The organism is Olivibacter domesticus, assembly GCF_900109575.1.
Lineage (GTDB): Bacteria > Bacteroidota > Bacteroidia > Sphingobacteriales > Sphingobacteriaceae > Olivibacter > Olivibacter domesticus.
Map to the genome: position 1 here is coordinate 159,089 of NZ_FOAF01000008.1, position 20,824 is coordinate 179,912.

At 39.5% G+C, this 20,824-nt stretch carries 12 protein-coding genes; all 12 read left to right on the forward strand.

What is annotated here, in order from left to right:
- Nucleotides 1–47 precede the first annotated feature (47 nt).
- The 12 genes from BMY50_RS22070 (at nt 48) to BMY50_RS22125 (ending at nt 20,516) form a co-directional block, all read left to right on the forward strand.
- A complete protein-coding gene (locus BMY50_RS22070; RefSeq protein WP_093329207.1) occupies nt 48–614 on the forward strand; it encodes a sigma-70 family RNA polymerase sigma factor in 567 nt (188 codons plus the stop codon).
- Nucleotides 615–829: 215 nt separating this feature from the next.
- Nucleotides 830–3,031 carry a pyrroloquinoline quinone-dependent dehydrogenase gene (locus BMY50_RS22075; protein WP_093329208.1) on the forward strand — a complete coding sequence of 734 codons (2,202 nt, stop codon included), beginning with the start codon at nt 830–832 and terminating at the stop codon, nt 3,029–3,031.
- Between the two features lie 278 nt (nt 3,032–3,309).
- Nucleotides 3,310–6,747 carry a SusC/RagA family TonB-linked outer membrane protein gene (locus tag BMY50_RS22080; RefSeq protein WP_093329209.1) on the forward strand — a complete coding sequence of 1,146 codons (3,438 nt, stop codon included), beginning with the start codon at nt 3,310–3,312 and terminating at the stop codon, nt 6,745–6,747.
- A gap of 165 nt (nt 6,748–6,912) precedes the next feature.
- On the forward strand, nt 6,913–8,463 hold the full coding sequence (locus BMY50_RS22085; protein WP_093329210.1) for a SusD/RagB family nutrient-binding outer membrane lipoprotein: 1,551 nt from the start codon (nt 6,913–6,915) through the stop codon (nt 8,461–8,463).
- Nucleotides 8,464–8,517: 54 nt separating this feature from the next.
- The gene (locus tag BMY50_RS22090; RefSeq protein WP_093329211.1) at nt 8,518–10,014 is read left to right on the forward strand and encodes a mandelate racemase/muconate lactonizing enzyme family protein; all 1,497 of its coding nucleotides are present in this window, start codon (nt 8,518–8,520) and stop codon (nt 10,012–10,014) included.
- A 305-nt stretch (nt 10,015–10,319) separates the two neighbouring features.
- Nucleotides 10,320–11,402: a FecR family protein gene (locus BMY50_RS22095; RefSeq protein WP_093329214.1), complete on the forward strand. Its 1,083-nt coding sequence runs from the start codon at nt 10,320–10,322 to the stop codon at nt 11,400–11,402.
- 98 nt (nt 11,403–11,500) lie between these two features.
- A complete protein-coding gene (locus tag BMY50_RS22100; RefSeq protein ID WP_093329217.1) occupies nt 11,501–14,905 on the forward strand; it encodes a SusC/RagA family TonB-linked outer membrane protein in 3,405 nt (1,134 codons plus the stop codon).
- A gap of 28 nt (nt 14,906–14,933) precedes the next feature.
- Entirely contained in the window at nt 14,934–16,550 is a 1,617-nt protein-coding gene (locus tag BMY50_RS22105) for a SusD/RagB family nutrient-binding outer membrane lipoprotein (RefSeq protein ID WP_202907908.1), read from the forward strand.
- A gap of 33 nt (nt 16,551–16,583) precedes the next feature.
- Nucleotides 16,584–17,732: a mannonate dehydratase gene (locus tag BMY50_RS22110; protein ID WP_093329220.1), complete on the forward strand. Its 1,149-nt coding sequence runs from the start codon at nt 16,584–16,586 to the stop codon at nt 17,730–17,732.
- Between the two features lie 28 nt (nt 17,733–17,760).
- Nucleotides 17,761–18,705, forward strand: a complete 945-nt coding sequence (locus BMY50_RS22115) for an RraA family protein (protein WP_238383854.1) — start codon at nt 17,761–17,763, stop codon at nt 18,703–18,705.
- A 31-nt stretch (nt 18,706–18,736) separates the two neighbouring features.
- The gene (locus tag BMY50_RS22120; RefSeq protein WP_202907909.1) at nt 18,737–19,234 is read left to right on the forward strand and encodes a nuclear transport factor 2 family protein; all 498 of its coding nucleotides are present in this window, start codon (nt 18,737–18,739) and stop codon (nt 19,232–19,234) included.
- Nucleotides 19,235–19,259: 25 nt separating this feature from the next.
- On the forward strand, nt 19,260–20,516 hold the full coding sequence (locus BMY50_RS22125) for an MFS transporter (RefSeq protein WP_093329226.1): 1,257 nt from the start codon (nt 19,260–19,262) through the stop codon (nt 20,514–20,516).
- The last annotated feature ends 308 nt before the right edge of the window (nt 20,517–20,824 follow it).

Sequence of the window (20,824 nt, forward strand, 5' to 3'; positions counted from 1 at the left end):
AATATCGCATTAAACCGCTATATTTGAGATAACCAATTTCATAAACCATGCCGAAAAAGTTGTCTGATTTGACTGCCTTAGTACACCAAATGGCTGTCTCAAGTGCTGAAAATGTGTATATAGAAGTGTTCAATATACTATTTAACCCTGTTCGGAAATTTTCTTTTGGCATTTTAAAGTCTTGGGAATTGGCTGAAGAAGTAGCTAGCGATGTTTTGCTTATGGTTTGGCAGCAGCGCGAAAAACTAATTACGGTAAAGAATATTAAATATTATGCCTTTGTTGCTGCCCGTAATAAATCATTGAACCTATTGAAACAACAAATGGGAAGAGAGAACCTTTCCCTTGATGAAATAGATTTCAATATTCAGTTAAGTTCCCCCAGCCCGGAAACTATATTCATACAAGGCGAAATGAAGATAAAGCTAGAGAGGGCTATTGCTTCCTTACCGAAGCAATGTAAATTGGTGTTTCAACTGGTAAAGGAAGAGGGCTTCTCCTATAAAGAAGTTGCTGACATATTAAATGTTTCAACTAAAACGGTGGATGCACATCTTGTTAATGCGATGAAAAAATTAGCACATATTCTTAAATCTGAATTTAAGCTGGCCTAAATATTATAATAAGCATTTTGTCCTTATAACTCTTCTCTTCAATATATTCTTACGGAATTGAAATTTCCATTAGGGATATTATTCAATATTGCTGTCTATATCCATGTAGACTTTTTATAAACCGTGCATATTTTTTCGATTATTTCAAATATTGCAGCCCTTTAATAAGGCTTTTATTGTTGGTAATCAGGGAATCGCACAAGTGCTGATTTACGATGAAACATCCTATTTTAACATCACTGGTTATCATCTTTTTTTTATTCAATAGTTGTACCGATTCGAATGAGAAAAGAAACGATCATGCGGGGGTAAATTGGCCCGTTTATGGGGGCAATAATTTGGGGAATAGGTATTCTCCACTTAATCAGATCAATGCCAAAAATGTACAACAGTTAAGGGTTGCATGGGAATATCATACAGGAGAAAATAAGGTAGGTGAGCGGGGCTTTGAAATCCAATGCCAACCCATCATTATTGATGATGTTTTATATGGTACTACACCACAATTAAAGGTTTTTGCGATTAAAGCTGATACTGGTAGTGAACTGTGGACTTTTGATCCATTTAAAGGTACAAATCCTCAGTATCATGCAAATCGTGGTGTAAGTTATTGGGAAGATGGTGGTGAAAAACGAATTCTTTTTACCGCTGGATCTTATTTGTATGCTGTGAATGCGCAGACTGGCCAAGCTATCAAAAGTTTTGGGAAAGGGGGCCGGGTAGATTTACACGAAGGCCTGGGAGATAATCTTCCACATGATATAAGTAAACTATTTGTGATAGCAACCTCACCGGGCATGGTTTACAAAAACACATTAATGATGGGATCGAGAGTGTCTGAATTTGGTGATGCTGCTCCTGGTCACATTCGTGCTTATGATATAGTATCTGGGAAAATCAAATGGACCTTTCATACCATTCCCCAGCCTGGAGAATTTGGATATGAAACTTGGACGGCAGATGCCTACAAGAGAATAGGGGGTGCAAACAATTGGTCAGGTATGGTTTTAGACTCCAAACGTGGAGTGGTGTACTTAGGAACAGGCTCACCTTCGGTAGACTTTTATGGTGGGGATCGGCATGGTACAAATCTTTTCGCCAATTGTATCCTAGCATTAGATGTAGAAACAGGTAAGAGGGTATGGCATTTTCAGACTATTCACCACGATTTGTGGGACCGTGATCTATCCAACCCGCCAAACTTAATAAAGGTTATCCACTACGGTAAAGAGATAGAGGCGGTGGCACAAGCCACAAAAGATGGTGTCATTTATGTATTAGATCGTGATACGGGAAAACCCCTATTTCCTGTAGAAGAGCGAGCTGTGCCAAGCTCGGGAGCTATGCCCGGTGAAAAACCTTGGCCTACCCAGCCTTATCCGGTGAAACCAAAGCCATTTTCAAGACAGTTTTTTGCTGAGGAGGACATTAATGATATGACTGCCGATGGCTATGACTTTGTGAAGAAGCGATTTAAAGAAACACGGTCGGGTAATAAATTTATACCCCCAAGTAGTGAGGGCTCTTTGATTTTCCATATTGGTGGCGGTGCTGAGTGGGGCGGTACAGCAGCCGATCCAAATGGCGTTTTGTATGTAAATGCGAACGATATGCCTTGGGATTTGCGAATGATGGATTTGGCAAGTGGTATTGCGCACGAAAAAAAAGAGCGTGTAACGAGGGGGCAAGCCTTATACTTAGCTAACTGCGCGGCTTGCCATGGTACGGCATTAAAAGGGAGCGGTAATAAAACATATCCTAGCTTACTTAATATCGGACAACGCTTTACGAAAGCTGAAATACAGGATATTATGAACACTGGTAAAGGTATGATGCCTTCTTTTCAACATATTTCTGAATCTAAACGAAATGCCATTATAAGTTTTCTGATGAAAGAAGATGGGCAAATGGATGTATCTGACGATCTACATAATAATGTAAAGTTATCTGAAGCTACTACCGATAGTCAAAAGATGTTCCCTTATACCGCACCTTACGTCAATAACGGACAGGTACAGTTTCGTACGCCTGCCGGATACCCAGCTGTTAAACCACCTTGGGGAACACTAAGCGCAGTAGATCTTAACTCGGGAGATTTTCTATGGCAGGTTCCATTAGGGGAATTTCCCGAACTTAAGAAACATGGTGTAGCTCCTACGGGTACCGAAAACCATGGTGGACCTATCGTGACAGCAGGAGGGGTTCTGTTTATTGGAGCTACTCAAGACGAACTCTTTCGCGCTTTCGATACAAAAACAGGTAAAATCTTATGGGAATATAAACTACCGGCAGGTGGATTCGCTACACCGGCTACCTACGAAGCAAAAGGCAAACAGTATGTGGTTATTGCTGCAGGTGGCACAAAATATGGATTAAAGCCAGGTGGATCATATATAGCTTTTTCACTTCCAGACTAATCTGAATTTTTTTTATACATATTTTAAAATTTTTATAGGGAATTTTTTGAGATTACTTGTCTATAATAATAAGAACTCATAGAGCCAATTGAAATAAACCTGCAAGCCTTAAATAGATTGCATACTGTTAAATAAATAAAATGTATTGTTAACCCTTAATATGCGTATATGACATCAACATAATAAAAAAAATGAGAAGTGCGCCAACACTTCTCATTTGATTCCTTGAATTAGTTTAACACTATTCTTCAGATTTTTTAACAATAATTAGCAAAGCTATGAAAAAAAAAGAACTAAACGAAAGAGTTCTTTATAAGCACTCTTTTGTTTACTTTTTTACAAAAAGAAACCTGTTATCATTTCGTTACTGTGTTTTCTTGACGATTTTTTTGTCTCTCAATGCCATTGCCAACACCGACTCGCAAGGAGAAAAAATTGATCTTGTTGTGCAAAATGTAAAGCTTAAAAACGTATTTCCGATTCTTGAACAAAGGGGAAAAATCAGATTGATGTATAGTGAGGAAAGCATCGCTTTTGATAAACCTGTTACTATTAAGGCGAAGGAAACCCCTGTGCTTCAAGTACTAGCCATGCTATTGGCGAATACTAATTTAGAGTATATGCAGATGAAAGATAATCTGGTGATCGTAAGAAATAAGGCTAATCAACCGAGTGTAACTGTTAGCGGATTGGTTAAAGGAACCGATGCGCAGCCTTTAACAGGTGTGAGTGTAATAGTCAAAGGCATATCGGGAAAGGGTACTAGAACGGGTGCCGACGGTGCATACACACTCTCTGTTCCAGCTAATTCGGTGTTAGTCTTTACTTATGTGGGGTATCTTTCTCAGGAAATAGCCTTAGGAGGGAAGAATAGAATTGATGTAATTCTACAAGAAGATGCTCAGCAGCTAGGAGAAGTAATCGTTACCGCATTAGGTATAAAACGAGAAAATAAGAAATTAGGTTATGCTGCTTCGTCTGTGGCACCTGAGCAATTAACTGAAAGCAGAACAACGAATCTGGGAAACAGTCTATCAGGAAAAGTGGCGGGTTTAAATGTGTCTCCTTCACCAACTGGGCCAGGAGGTTCTTCGAAGATCCGCTTGAGAGGCCAATCCTCTTTTGGAGGTAATAATTCCCCATTGATTGTGGTAAATGGTGTTCCTATCAATAACGCACCGCAGGGTGGAGCGAATGCTGCGGGTGGTGGAAATACGGGGGAAGTAAATACAGATTTGGGAGATGGACTGCAAAGTATTAATCCTGATGATATTGCATCTCTCACCGTGTTAAAGGGAGCTGCTGCTGCTGCTTTGTACGGATTTAGAGCAAAAGATGGTGCGATTATTATTACGACTAAATCGGGAGGAGAGCAGGGAGAAGGAATAGGGATTAGTTATAGTACAAGCCTACAGGCCGATCAACCCTTAGATTATACTGACTTCCAATATGAGTATGGACAAGGGGAGTATGGAATTCGGAACGCAACGCTTGCCGATGCAAGAAGAACGGGCGTGTGGAGCTTTGGGCCACGATTTGATGGCTTACCGATCATGCAACATGATGGAGTTGAACGCCCTTATGCTCCGTATAAAGATCGTATTAAAGATTTTTACGATATTGGAAAAACGTTTACGAACTCGCTCGCGGTGTCAGGAGCGAATGAAAAAGGAAACTTTCGGGTTTCTTTTGCGAATACAGATGCTAATAGTATTATTCCAAACTCAGATTATAATAAAAAAATCTTTAATGTTGGATTGAATTATAACCTAAACAAAGATCTATCTGTACAGGTGAATGCCAATTATTCAAACGAATTTAATAATAATCCACCAGTCGTTAACCAACAGGCTTTTAACGTCAACCAAACAGTCTATACGTTAGCCAATAGTATCGATATGCAATGGCTGAAAAATGCCTATAAAGATCCGGTGACGGGCAATGAAATTGGACCTTCGCGGTTTACCGATCGGACTAACCCTTATTGGGCAATCAATGAACGTTTCGAAACACAGAAACGAGATCGCTTATTTGGAAATGTTTCGATGCGTTATCAATTCACCCCTTGGCTATGGGCACAGGGTCGTGTAGGGCAGGATTTTTTTACCAATGTGCGGCACGCAAACCGGCCTACGGGAACGGCAATGCTACCGGTAGCACCCACTGGCTTCAATGGGAATTATTTTCAGAATACAAGTACGTTTAGAGAGCGCAATATAGATTTTTTGATAGGATTAAACCATGAAATCGGTGTGTGGGGAGTTGACGCTACTTTTGGTGGGAATTCAATGGATCAAAAATCCGAAAGAATGGGTACTTCTGTAACCAACTTCTTTATTAGAGATTTATATACGGTAGATAATGGTCAGATAAAAAATCCAATTTATGCTTTTTCTCATAAAAGAGTGAATTCTGTATTTGGTACGGTGGACTTCTCTTTCAACGAATTCCTGTTTCTGAATTTAACAGGTAGAAACGATTGGTTTTCTACATTAAACCCTGCTTCTAACAGCGCCTTTTATCCTTCTGCAAGTACCAGTTTTGTGTTCAGTCAAATTTGGAAATCAAAACCTACCTGGCTAAATTTTGGTAAGGTAAGGGCTTCTTATGCCGAGGTGGGAGGGGATACAGATCCTTATACGAATGCACTGTATTACAATATCGAAAACAACCTATTTAATGGTGTACCACTCGGTATTATTACTTCCGCTATTAGTCCGAACGCCAACCTGAGACCACTCACCGTAAAAGAGACCGAGTTGGGTATCGATTTTAAATTGTTTAACAATCGTTTAGCTGTTGATGTAGCGGCTTATAATAAAATTACAGCGGATGAAATTTTAAATGTAGATATCTCGAATGCTTCAGGCTATGGTCAGACATTGGTGAACGTGGGTAAATTGAGAAATAGGGGCGTTGAAGTTTCCTTAAGTGTTACACCTGTCAAGACGGAACATATTACCTGGGAGTCGGTGATAAATTATGCTTACAACAAAACAAAAGTGCTTCAGTTGGCCGATAACCAAACTCGTTTTGATGTAGGAACGGGCGAATACATTGGTATCATTTCGCACGAAGTAGGGCTTCCGATGGCATCTGTTCGGGGAGTGGATTATTTGCGCAACACTAATGGTGAAATCATTACCTCTAACGGCTTGTTTCTACCCGGCAATATCATTACTTATGGCAGTGCTATCCCGCCACACACCGGGGGCTGGCTGAATACGCTAACGTACAAAGGTATTCGTTTTTTTGTGCAGCTCGACTTTAAAGCGGGACATAAGATGATTTCTAATTCTAATTTTAATTGGACGCGGCATGGCTTGCATCAAAATAGCTTAGTTGGTCGTGAAGGAGGTGTGATATTCGATGGCGTGAACAGTGATGGCTCTCCCAACACAACTCCAGTGGAAGCTGAACTGTTTTATAGCCAATACCGTTCGGGGAATATCGCAACACCTTTCGTCTATGATGCCAGTTTTATCCGTGCACGAACCATATCACTGGGTTATGATCTTAGTAAATTTTTGCGTGGTACATTCATCAAATCGCTAAATGCAAATCTCTTTGTGAATAACCCTTTTATTATTAGTAAAAAGGTCGACAATCTAGACCCTGAAACGCAATATTCTGCCTCAGACTTGAATACTGGTTTAGAAACACATGCACTACCAACTACCAGAACGTACGGGTTGAATCTAAATGTTAATTTTTAATAATCATCCTAACATGAACCCGACATGATTAACATAATCATTAAGCACACAGGACAATGATTATGTTAATCATCAAAGGCTCCATCTGACAACTAAACCGAGCCTGCGAGCTCATTGATGCCTTAATTAACAAATATAACATCAATAAAAACAAAATATATACAGATGAAAAAGATTTTAATGTTTTTGCTGGCCGCAACACTGTTATCTATGAATAGCGCCTGCGATAAAGATTTTAAGGAAATTAATATAAATCCTTCGTTAGCAAATGATCTGGATCCAGCCTATCTGTTCTCCAATGCACAACGTTTATCGGCCATTGCCGCTTATCACTATCAAGGAGAAATTGTGCAGCAAATTAATACACCTTATGGGGGGCTTCTCGCTGCAGGAAATCGAAATATCATTAACGACCAACATGCTAGCGAAGCATTTAATACCATTTATACCGGACCCATTCGATATTTGATTGAAGTGATCAATAAAACGGCAGGAAATCCAGATCAAAGTAACTTATACAATATGGCGCGCATTTGGAAAGCGTATTGTTTTCAACTTTTAGTTGATACCTATGGAGATATTCCTTATACAGAAGCTGGGTTAGGTTATACAGAAGCAGATTATTTGCCTAAATATGATGCATCTGCGGGTGTATATGAAGCAATTATCCAAGAATATAAGGAAGCGACTGATGCACTGGATCCTGCTAAAATGAATATTGGAACGGCCGATTTGTTTTATGGTGGAACCGTTGATCGCTGGAAAAGGTTGGGAAATTCTCTCTTGTTACGTACCGGAATGCGTTTTACAAAGACGGATGAAGAAAAAGCAAGAACCATTGTTACGCTGGCGATGGATCCAACTAGGGGTGGCGTGATGACATCAAATGATGACAACGCTTTCATCCAATTTAATGCGGTCTATACGAATGGTACTTCGAATGCTTTGTTAGGTGGCGAACGCGCAAATTATTACATAGGAAGCCCCTTTATAGAGTTTTTGAAAAGCAATAATGACCCTCGCTTACGTTACATTGCTGTGAAATATGATGTGCCTGCCAATCCGCTAGCGACCGCAGGTGCCGCCAACACGAATCCGGCAGAGCAACAGGGTATGCCCTACGGATACGATGAAAGCTCCATTGCATCTGCTCCGGATTATCCAGGTAAGATAGGCGCTGCATGGAAATACTCACAATTCAATAGGGCTACCGTAATGCGTATAGATGCACCGGAATACCTCGTTACCTTTTCTCAAACACAGCTGTTGCTTGCTGAAGCAACCGTTAGAGGGTATATGAGTAGCGGAAACGCTGAAGAATATTATGAAAGTGGAATAAAGGCGCATATGGAGCAAACAGCACTTTACGGCTCTGCTGACATTAGCACAGCGGAGAAAGAGAGTTACCTGAATGAAACAAATGTTTCTTTTAATTCAGAAAGCGCGCTACAACAGATTAATGAACAGTATTGGGTGAGCTCTTTTAGAAGCTGGTCGGAAGCATGGGCCAATTTCAGAAGAAGTAATTACCCGCAGCTAAAACCGGTAAATTTTCCTTCTCAGGATCCCTCTATAGCTAGTGCTGGCGGATTTATTAAACGACTGGTGTATCCCTTACGGGAAACTTCAGTTAACAGCGTAAACGTACAGGAGGCAATCAGCCGAATGGGTGGAAATAGTTTGGGGACCAGTGTTTTTTGGGATCGTGCAAATTAATGCTATCTCCTTGATGAATAGAAATTAAAATATAAACGAAATAATTATATACAGATGAAAAATACAATTCAAAAGATTAAAGAACAAACGCTTATTGCTGAAGGTGAGCAAAGACAAAACGCGCTAATAGAAAGCAAGGAACCGCTGACAGCGGAACCACGAAGGGATTTCTTAAAAAAAGTGGCTTTGGGAGGACTTGCATTAGGAGGTTTTATGGGATTGCCTATAGAAGACACTTTAGCGCATACCACTTCCAGGGTAAATAGAAATTCGGCACCATCGGATTTAAAAATAACGGATTTACGTTATTGTGTTACCCGTGTAATGGGCCGGACAGCAATTATAAGAATCGATACGAATCAAGGTATTTATGGATTAGGGGAAGTGCGCGATGGAGCTGATGAACGTTATGCCTTGTTCTTGAAGAGCAGGATTATAGGAGAAAACCCTTGTAATGTGGAAAAGATTTTTCGAATGATCAGACAGTTTGGAGGCGATTCGAGACAGGCGGGTGGCGTTTGTGCCGTAGAAATGGCTCTTTGGGATATTTGTGGAAAGGCCTACAATGTTCCTGCTTGGCAACTTTTAGGTGGATTGTATCGAGATAAAGTCAGGCTATATGCAGATACTCCTGAAGCAAGTTCTGTAGAAGAACAAAAGAAATTAATTCAATATCGTATCCAAGAACAGGGTTATACATGGTTAAAAATGGATGTTTCTATCGGAGAACTTAGAGGAAAACCGGGTACGACGGTAAATTCAAAATTTTGGGAGAACGATAAGGGAAGACTTGCACAATGGGGTGACAATAATTATATGGCCTACGCTAATAGAATGCACCCTTTTACACAAATTCAAATAACAGATAAAGGACTGGAAGAATTGGCACAAATTGTAGAGCATGTTAGGGGAATGGTTGGCTATGATATTCCCATTTCAACTGATCATTATGGACACTTTGACTTAAATAATGGTATACGTTTAGGAAAGGCACTTGAAAAATATCGCCTGGCTTGGTTGGAAGATGTTGTTCCTTGGCAATATACAGAGCAATGGAAAACAATTACTGAAGCAATAGAAACGCCAACGATTACTGGAGAGGATATATATTTATTGAATAATTTTAAAGATTTGATCCATAACCGTGCGGTAGATTTAATACATCCTGATCTGGCTTCATCTGGAGGACTTTTAGAGACAAAGAGAATTGGAGATTATGCACAAGAATTTGGTATAGGTATGGCTATGCATCAAGCTGGAACACCTGTTTCTTTTATGGCGAATGTGCATTGTGCTGCTGCAACCGAAAATTTTCTTTCACTCGAGCACCATTCTGTTGATGTACCCTGGTGGGAAGACTTGGTGAAAACAACTGATGGAAGAAAACTGATCGAAAAAGGGTATGCTACGGTTCCCTTGACGGCACCTGGCCTTGGCATAGAACTAAACGATGAAGTAGTGAAAGAGCATCTTATCGAAAAAGATAAATCTTACTTTGAGCCCACTCCCCAATGGAATGATACTAGATCTCATGATCGTACTTGGAGCTAGTTGAGTAGATAAATAGAGAAGTGGTTGAGTGGTTAAATCGTTAAGTAGTTAAATAGGAAAGTGGTTAAATAGGGGAATAGTTTAGTAATAGTAGCGTTCATAAGCAGTAAATTACTGGTGTTCGTTGCTGCTAATGAACTATTCAACTATTATACTACTCAACTAAATACTATTTAACTACTATACGACTCAACGTTTTGACAAACACACAATAAAAAATAAATATGCATTAGGGAATTTTAGAAGTTTTATTGTCTTTACAATAGAGGGTATTAATCGGATGACAAAGATACTTTCTGAATTTTATGGATGATAATAGAATCATAGTGCTGCTGACCCGCAAGATAACGGGTGAAATTAACGAGGTTGAACTTGAAGAATTAACTAATTTATTAGCAGAAAATCCCGAGGCAGTATATTATGAGGAATTTGTGAATGAATTATGGAAAAAGAGTGAAAATAAGGATAAGAAACTCGATTCTTTTTATGAGCGTCATAAAATAAGACACCTAGAGAAATTACAGTTCGACACAAGTGCTGAACTTCTTATAAAAGATGTTCCACGAGTAGAAAAAAAGTTGATATTGAAGAGAAAGGTTTTTTTCTACGGAGCTGCGGCAGTTATTTTATGTATTATTAGTTTTTTCACTTTTTTTAGCAGCTACATTTACGAAAAGGCTTCAGAAAATAGAATTGAAATTATAGCAGAGAAGGGTATCCGGAAACAATTGTTATTGCCTGACGGTACAAAAGTATGGCTAAACGCTGATAGCAGGTTGTCTTATAATAATTTTACAAAAGACACTAAAATGCGTTCAGTAAGTTTGGAGGGAGAGGCTTACTTCGATGTCGCCAAGGATAAAAATAGGCCTTTTATTATACAGACAGAGAAAATCTCCATAAGAGTATTGGGCACTGCTTTTAACGTGAAGGCATATCCTAATGAACCAAAAACGGAGACAACTCTTATTAAAGGAGCTATTGAGTTAAGTGTAAATGAAAGACCAGAGGAGAAAATTTTATTAAAGCCAAATGAAAAAGTTGCGTTAGTTGATTCTAAAATGTTGGCAGAAGGTAAGAAGTCAACAAATAACTTGACCCTTACCATAGGAAATCTGTCTAAGATACATGTAGACAATGAAGAATATATACAAGAAACCTCGTGGACTACAAATAAGCTTGTTTTCAAAGATGAGACAATGGAAGAATTGATTCCAAAACTTGAACGATGGTACAATGTCAGTATTCACTTAGAAAGCTCCAAAATAAAACGTTATCGATATACTGCCACTATCACGAAAGAGGATATCAATCAAGTACTAAATGCCATGCAGCTAATTAAACCTTTTACCTTTAAAACTGAAAATAATGACATAACTATTTATTAAGATGAAAGCTTAAGGAGTGCGCCAACACCCTTATGTAAAAATCATCAACGATGTAGTGAAACTACTCTCCCAGAATTTCTAACAATAATTACCTAATTATGAAAAGTAAAGAACTAAACCAAAAAGTTTTTTATACATATTGTTTTGCCCATTTTATAGCTAAAAGAAGCGTCTTTTTATTTAAGTATATCGTTCTTTTATTGATCACTTTTTCATTGCCCGAGGAGGTATATGCTGTTTCTGAAAAGATAGATTTGACCGCACGAAATGTGAAGCTTAAAACGCTTTTCCCTGTTTTGGAGCAACGTGGTAAAATAAGATTAATGTACAGTGAGGAGAACGCAATGCTTGACAAATTGGTTAGCATAAATGTATCCGATATGCCTGTCTTAGAGGTGTTAGATCAATTGTTTTCCCATACTGATCTGGAATATAAGATGCTCGAAAACGATCTTGTGGTAATCACAAAAAAAGACAAACAACAAACAATTGAAGTAAAGGGAAGAATTAGTGATGAAGGGGGGCAACCTTTAGCAGGAGTAAGTATTATTGTAAAAGGTACCGGGAAAGGTACAAGCTCCAATGAAGAAGGGCAATTTATCTTGAGATCTCCAGAAAATGCTGTACTGGTTTTCTCCTATATAGGTTATTTGTCACAAGAGCTCGAAGTAAAATCACGTCAGTTGATAGACGTTACGTTAACAGCGGAGGCCGAATCATTGGGAGAGGTGGTTGTAACCGCACTGGGCATTAATAGAGAAAAGAAATCGCTTAGTTATGCCGTTACGCAAATAGGCGGCGATCAGGTGACGAAAGCACGCGAAATTAATCTTGGCAATGCATTGACGGGTAGAGTAGCAGGCCTAAACGCCACAGGAACATCTACCGGGCCAGGTGGATCCAGCCGCATCGTAATCAGAGGCAATGGATCACTTAATGGAGATAATCAACCGCTCATAGTCGTAAATGGCATCCCGATAGACAACTCCAATCAAGGAGCGGCAGGCTCTTACGGAGGAATGGATCGAGGCAATGGCCTTTCCAGTATTAATCCTGATGACATTGAATCTATTTCCGTATTAAAAGGTGGAACGGCGGCAGCTTTATATGGATCTCGGGCAGCAAACGGCGTGATTTTAATTACTACGAAATCAGGTAAGGGACAGCAAGGCGTTGGTGTGGAATATAATACTACACTTACCATGGAAACACCGCGTAACTTACTAGACTGGCAATATGAATATGGTGCAGGATCACAAGGTGCAAAGCCTAGCTCACAGGCCGAGGCAATTGCTTTTGGAAGGATGTCGTGGGGAGCAAGATTGGACGGATCAATGGTGCCACAGCCTAATGGTGAAGAAGCACCTTACATTGCACAGCGAGATAATATTAAAAATTTCTATAATACAGGAAGCACCTTTAATAACACCGTAGCACTAAGTGGAGGTAATGAAATAGCCAATTTCAGATTTGCAGCGGCTAATCTTGATAATAAAGGTATCGTCCCTAATAATGCGCTGAATATTAAGTCCTTCAATCTAAGCGCCAATGCAACGTTGGCAAAGAGAATCATCTTTGAAGGGAAAGCGCAATATAGTATCGAGAAAAACGACAATAGACCCTTCACCGCAGATTTTCAAAAAAATCCAAATGCAGGTACGCAAATAATAGCGAATAGCATTGATGTCCGCACGCTGGCACCTGGCTACGATGCAAATGGCAACGAAATGGTCTGGAGTGATTATATCTATGCCACTAACCCCTATTTTGCAGTTAATAAAATGACAAATGGTGATACCAGAAATAGATTTATTGGGATGTTCTCTACAAGGTATAATATCACTGATTATCTATATGCGAGAGGTCGCGTCGGAATAGATCAGTATAACTTCGATGCCTTTGATTTGTCTGAACCTTCGGGAACTGCTTTTAATAATCGGGGCCAAATGAATACAGATCAAAATTACAAGCAGGAAGTAAATGCGGAAGCCATTTTGGGATTTGATAAAACTTTAGGAGATTTTTCAGTTAATGCGCTAATAGGGGGCAACCAAATGAGGAATACGACAAAAGGGGTGCAGCTAACCAGTGGACAGTTTAATGTTCCCTTTCAGTATTTTATTGGAAATGGCAGCGCACAGAATTTTACGCTGAACTACGGGAAATTTGCTATCAATTCCATTTTTGCATCTGCTGATATTGGTTATAAATCATATTTATACCTAACACTATCTGCCCGGAAGGATTGGTTTTCAACATTGCCGCCAGAACAAAATAGCTTACTTTATCCATCGGTTGGTTTAAGCTTTGTAGCATCAGAAGCTTGGAAAAGCAAGCCTATGTGGCTAGATTATCTTAAAGTGAGAGCTTCATGGGCGCAGGTGGGTGGTGGTGCACCGGCGCCGTATAGTCTGGACCTCACTTATATGAATCAACCTCAGCAATATATAACCGGTGCCACCTTAATGACGGTTAATAGTAATACCATCCCAAATAAGTTAAAACCCTATACCTCCACCACTTCAGAGGCGGGAGTTGAAGCACGGATTTTTAATAATAAGCTAGGAGTAGATCTTACTGTGTATGATAGAACAACTACTAACGATATTGTAAACGCTTCTGTGCCTTATAGTTCAGGTTACCAGACTGTAGCGCTTAACGTTGGCGAAATTCGTAACCGGGGTGTTGAATTATTACTCAGCGGTACGGCACTACGTACCGGAGCGTTTAGTTGGGATCTGGCCTATAATATGGCCTACAATAAAAATACTGTTTTAAAAATTTCGGATGATTTACAGTCTATTCAATTGCCGGGTGCAACTACCCGAACCTTAAATGGCGGGATCTACCATTTTGAAGGGCAACCATTTGGTATGATAGCCGGAAATAGGGCTGCGCGAAATGAAGATGGACAGATTATTTATAATAGCGCTACTGGAATTCCAATTCAAGGACCTTTGGAAATATTGGGTAAAGGAGTTCCTCCCTTAACAATGGGGATAACCAATACGTTTAACTATAAAAATTTCAGCTTAAATGTGCTGATTGATGGTAAGTTTGGCGCAAAAGTATATGCTGCAACAAATGCATACGGTACGCAGTTTGGATTGGATAAACGGACTGTCGAGCACAACATACGTGAAACAGGGATTGACCTTTCGGGGGTGAACCAAGCGAATGAGCCTTATACAGGAAACGTTTCCGCCCAGACTTATTATTCAACGATATGGGCAACTTTAACAGATGAATTTGTTACTAGTGCCGATTTTATTAAGTTGCGTTCTATTACACTTGGATATTCTTTGCCTAACAGTCTTTTAGAAAAAACACCTTTTGAAGCACTAACACTTTCGTTTGTAGCGAGAAACTTATTTTTCTTATATAATAAAGCTCGAAATATAGATCCGGAAGCAAGCTATAGCAGTGGTAATGCACAAGGTCTGGAGAATTTTGGTTTGCCAACAGTCCGTAGTTATGGGTTAAACCTGTCGGTTAAATTTTAAAATTATTTTTATTAGTAAAATAGACATTATGAATCATAGAAAAAGGATTTTTTTAAAAAGTGTATTTATTGCTGGCTTTTGTATGCTGGCAACTTTTTCTGCTTGTGATAAAGGATTTGAAGAGATGAATACCAATCCTAATGCCTTTACAGAACCTGTTATTGGCAATCTTTTTACGACAAGTATTATCAGAACGGCCGGAACGGGGACTGCAGATCGCAATAGAACCAATATAAAATATTTTGCAGGCACCATGCAGTACATGGCCTCTTTAGGACTTAATTGGTCGGGCGATAAGAATTATGAAAATAATCAGTTTGGTGATTTATTTGAAACCATCTATAATGTTCACCTGAAAGAGCTTCAACAGATTATCGCCGCTACAGAAGGAAACGTGGATTTGATCAACCAATTTGCAATAGCCAATATTTGGCGTGTGTTTATATTGCATCGGGCGACGGACATATACGGTGATGTGCCTTATACCGAAGCGGGTCAAGGGTACATTAGTGGCGTGTTTAAACCAGCCTATGATAAGCAATCTGCTATTTACCCAATGATGCTTGAACAACTGGAACGTTCTATTAGTCAGTTGGATGCTACGAAATCAACATTTGGAAATAATGACGTGTTGTATGAAGGTAATATTGCTAAATGGAAGACTTTTGCTTATTCATTAATGTTGCGTTTAGGCATGCGTTTGAGTAATGTAGCGCCAGATTTAGCGAAGAGTTGGGTCGAAAAAGCCATCAGCGGAGGAGTCATGCAAAGTAATGATGATATAGCCAAAGTAAATCATGTTGCAGGAAATGGTAACACACAAAACTGGGATTCCTTCGAACTAAAAAGGGAAAGCTTCCCTGAATCAAATGCAGGGAAAGGTCCTGTTAAATTGAGTAAAACACTCATTGATGCACTTATCGGGTATAACGATCCCCGAATACCTTTTTATGCAACCTTATGGGAAGGGAATATACTTTCCCAGCAAACAGCCAAATTACCAAGTACAACTGATCCCACTCTTCAGAAAGGACTTCCCAATGGGTTTGATGCAACTACTATTAAACAAGTTATTCCTGATTTTAATAACAATATGCTGACCACATTTTCGGAGCCTAATACTGCAACAGTTGCAAGTTTAAATGCACCTACTATTCTGTTAAGCTATTCAGAAGTTGAATTTCTATTGGCAGAAGCTGCTTTAAGAGGCTGGGCGCCTGGTACGGCAAGCGAACATTATGAAAATGCTATCAGAGCGAATATGCAGTCAACGAGTTTGTTTCCTACTGTTACTTTATCTAATGGTGAGAGCATTATTAAAGACGAGGTAATTGCGTCTTATTTAGCGGTGCATCCACTTGACGCAAGCGGCTCATTCGAACAGCAGATGGAGCAGATTTATACGCAATTCTGGCTGGCCCATTTTATGTATTTCGATCATTTCGAAGCATTCTCCACGTGGAGAAGAACAGGATACCCTGTTCTCAATGCTCCAAATTATCCAGGAAACTTTACCGGGGGGAAACATTTATTACGCTTACGCTATCCCGTATCTGAAGCTACGCTGAACAAGATAAATTACGAAGAAGCAGTGAGTAATCAAGGGCCGGATCTATACACTACAGCAGTGTGGTGGGATAAATAATGAAAGGAATTTAACGTTTACCAATTAAGAATTATGGAAGACAATCGTCGGAATTTTATCAAAAAAGGAATCTCTGTAGCTGCTGCCTTATCATTGGGGGGACTACAGGGGAGTGCTCATGAAACTTCTATCGAAGATGTTGTGCAACTCAATTCCTTTGCAAAGGATGCCGGTATGGAAATGAGTAATGCTTACTTTTCGGGTATTGAGGCAAATAAACAGCTCATTGCCCTGGCGAAACAGATGGATGCTCTGGGTGCTGTAGCCGGCGTAAATCCCGGTCTAGCAGGCTTAACCAATGTAAATCCTTGGGAATATAAAGCCATCATCGGTGTAAAAGAGGCATGGAAAAAGCAAGGATTAAAATTTAATGTTGTGGAAGGTCCTCCATCTTTAGGGGAAAAAACTAAATTAGGCTTGGCGGGTAAGGACGAAGAGATAGAAAACTTTATTGCCTTTATGAAAAATCTAAAGAAAGCAGGCATTGATGTTATCTGTTATAATTGGATGCCCGTTATCAGTTGGGCGCGTACTAGCATGGATAGACCCGGAAGAGGTGGTGCGTTGATGACTGCATTTGACTACGAGGACATAAAAAACAAACCGCTAACAAAATATGGCGAAGTGTCACCTGAAACGATGTGGAAGAACTTGGAATATTTTTTAAAAGCAGTTGTACCTGAAGCAGAGAAAATTGAAATGAAATTGGCGCTGCACCCAGATGATCCGCAGGTGAATAGCATTCAGGGTATCTCCCGTATTATGAACACCGTAGAAAATTTTGATAGGATGTTGAACCTTGTTCCAAGTCCGTATAGTGGTGTAACGATGTGCCAAGGCAATTTTTCCTTAATGGGGGCAGATATTCCAGCATTGGTTAGAAGATGGGGCAAAGCAGGTAAAATCCATTTTGTTCATTTCAGAAATGTACAAGATCTCAGTGGAGTACTGCCGAGCACAAAGTTTACGGAAACTTTTCATGATGAAGGACAGATAGATATGTATGAAGCCATGAAAGCTTATTATGACATCGGATTTAAAGGTCCTATTCGTCCAGATCATGTACCCACGATGGCCGGTGAAGAAAATACTTTTCCAGGCTATATGACCTTGGGTAATCTTTTTGCAATCGGTTATATAAGAGGCTTGGCAGAAGCTGCAAGTAAACGGGCGAAAGCTTAATAAATATGAATTAGCATAAATTTAAAGAATGATGAAAAAATTAATAATACTTTGTCTAGTACTTTTTGTAGTAAGGTATGAAATAAATGCACAGCAGGTAGGTTCTTCTGCGGAGTATATCAAAGCGTTAACGTCTCATTGGAAAGGAGAGCGATTTTCCGACGGTCGGCCTAAAATAGCCGACAATTTATTGGAAAGATTAAAAAAAGTCTCCATGGAACAGGCTTGGGGCTATTTGCGAAGTCAAAAATATAATAATCAGTTTGAATCTAATTGGGAGGTGATCATGTACCCTGATCAGGTAATGGTAGGAAGAGCGGTGACTGCGCAATACATGCCGGCCAGGCCCGATCTGATCGATCAGATAAAACAACAAGGAGCAAAAGAAGGTCGGTCTACAGAAGGAGGAACAAACACATGGCCGATTGATGTGCTTACCTCGGGCGACGTATATGTGGCCGACAGTTATGGGAAGGTAATCGACGGTACATTGATCGGCGATATGTTAGGTAATACCATCTATACGAATTCAAAAAATGGCGTGATATTCTGGGGAGCAGTGCGGGATATGGACGGACTCAGTCAGATAAAAGGCTTTAACGTTTGGGCGAAAGGTCAAGATCCTTCTTATATTATGGAGATGACGCTTTCAACCATCAATGCCCCTATCAGGATTGGGCGGGCTACGGTGTTACCTGGCGATGCCGTTTTGGCCAATAAATATGGAACAATATTTATCCCTTCACATTTGGTGGAAGATTTGGTGATGAGTTCAGAGTTCACGATGCTAAGAGATAAATTTGGTGCACAGCGTCTTAAAGAGAAAAAATATTTATCAGGGCAGATAGATAGTAAATGGAGTGATGAAATAAGAAATGATTTCGTAGGCTGGCTAAAAAATCTTTCTGGAGAAGAATTGCCAATGTCAAGAGAAGAGCTGGATGCTTATCTTAAGAATCGAGATTTTTATTAAAAGCTTTATAACAGCATAAAAGATAATGATTATGAATGGCATCGACATTTATGATCGTTCAATGATTCATGACACAAATATTATCCGAATGAAAAATCAGTTTATAATCATATTCTTAACCATGATCTGCTTGAGTTGTACAGATAAAAAAGAAGAGGAAGCTAAGGTGGCCGTTGAAAAGGCAGTCGAAGCTTTTCGTCAAACAATGCTTCACCCTGATCAAGCGACATTCGAAGCATTGACGTCCACCAAGTTAAGCTATGGTCATTCTAGTGGTTTAATAGAAGATCAACCCACCTGCATTACATCGATGGTTTCGGGGAAGTTTAAATTTTTACGTATTGATATAATTAACCAAACAGTAGCTATAGAAGGTAACACAGCAATAGTAAGGCATGAGTTTAAGGCTGATACACATGATGAAGGGAAGGACCCGGGAACAGTGAAGCTTAATGTATTGCAGGTTTGGCATAAGCTTGATGATCATTGGCGTTTACTTGCCAGACAGGCAGTGAAAGTAAAAATTTAGTGGCTAAATTATTAAATTGAAATACATGCAGGAAAAATTAGCTCCCTCACGGTGGTATAGAATCATACCAATTGTTTTTATTACGTATAGTTTAGCCTACCTCGACAGGGCTAATTTTGGCTTTGCCGCAGCAGGAGGTATGGCGGAGGACCTGAATATTACACCCAGTGTTTCTTCTTTACTGGGATCCTTGTTTTTTTTGGGTTATTTCTTTTTTCAGATTCCAGGGGCCCATTATGCCGCACATAAAAGTGCTAAAAAACTGATCTTTTGGTCACTCATTCTATGGGGAATATTGGCCACGGCAACAGGTATGGTCAACAATGTCAACATGCTCATTATCATTCGCTTTATGTTGGGTGTGGTGGAAAGTGCTGTGATGCCTGCGATGCTTATTTTATTAAGTCAATGGTTTACCAAACAAGAACGCTCACGGGCTAACACCTTTTTAATTTTAGGTAACCCTGCTACCGTTTTGTGGATGTCGGTATTATCAGGGTATCTTATTCACGCCCTGGGCTGGCGGTGGATGTTTATTTTACAAGGCGCACCAGCAATTATATGGGCCTTTATATGGTGGCGCTTAATTGATGAAAAACCAAAGGACGCAAATTGGCTCATAGAAGAAGAACAGCTTGCTGTTGATGCCAAGTTACAAGAAGAACAGCAGTCTATAAAACCAGTGAAAAATTATGCGGAAGCCTTTAGATCTAAAATGGTTATTCTGTTATGTTTACAATATCTCCTGTGGAGTATGGGTTTATATGGGTTTGTGATGTGGCTCCCGTCGATCATTAAAGCTGCCCCAAACATGGATATTGTTACTACGGGTTGGCTCTCCGCAGTACCCTATGTACTGGCCATTTTGGCTATGCTGGGCGCATCCTATGCATCAGATAAAACATTGAATCGAAAACTTTTCATTTGGCCCTTTCTATTGGTTGGTGCATTGGCGTTCTATGGTTCTTATTTAATAGGTACATATAATTTTTGGTTATCATTTACGCTTTTGGTCATTGCAGGCGGAGCCATGTATGCACCATACGGACCATTTTTTGCCGTTATTACAGAAGTGCTGCCAAAAAATGTGGCTGGTGGTGCATTGGGGTTAATTAATAGTATGGGAGCATTGGGCTCTTTTGCAGGTGCCTACATTGTAGGATACCTAAATGGTCTCACCAAAGGTTTCGGTGCATCCTACTTATTGATGGCGGGGACGCTGTTATTATCAGCTATCTTAACAATAATCGTTGTGAGAACGCCAAAAAAAGATTTATTGTAACAAAAAAATTCCATTTGTATAAATAACGAGACTATTTTCTCGGTAAGACTTGTTTTTTCACGATGTAAACAACATTATGTTAATACTTGTTAATTGGACTGTGTTGTTTGGTTGTTTTTTTTATATTTGTTTCGTAAAACTTAAAAATACCAATTTTTTATCAAGGGTATGGCATAGATGAGGAGGGGGATTTTGATCGACGGTAAACTGATAAATATTTATAAAAACGTTTTAGCAATGAGTTTTTTAATTAAAAAACCGAAATAAATAACTAACAATCTTTGTGTGGACGAAATATGATTAATTCG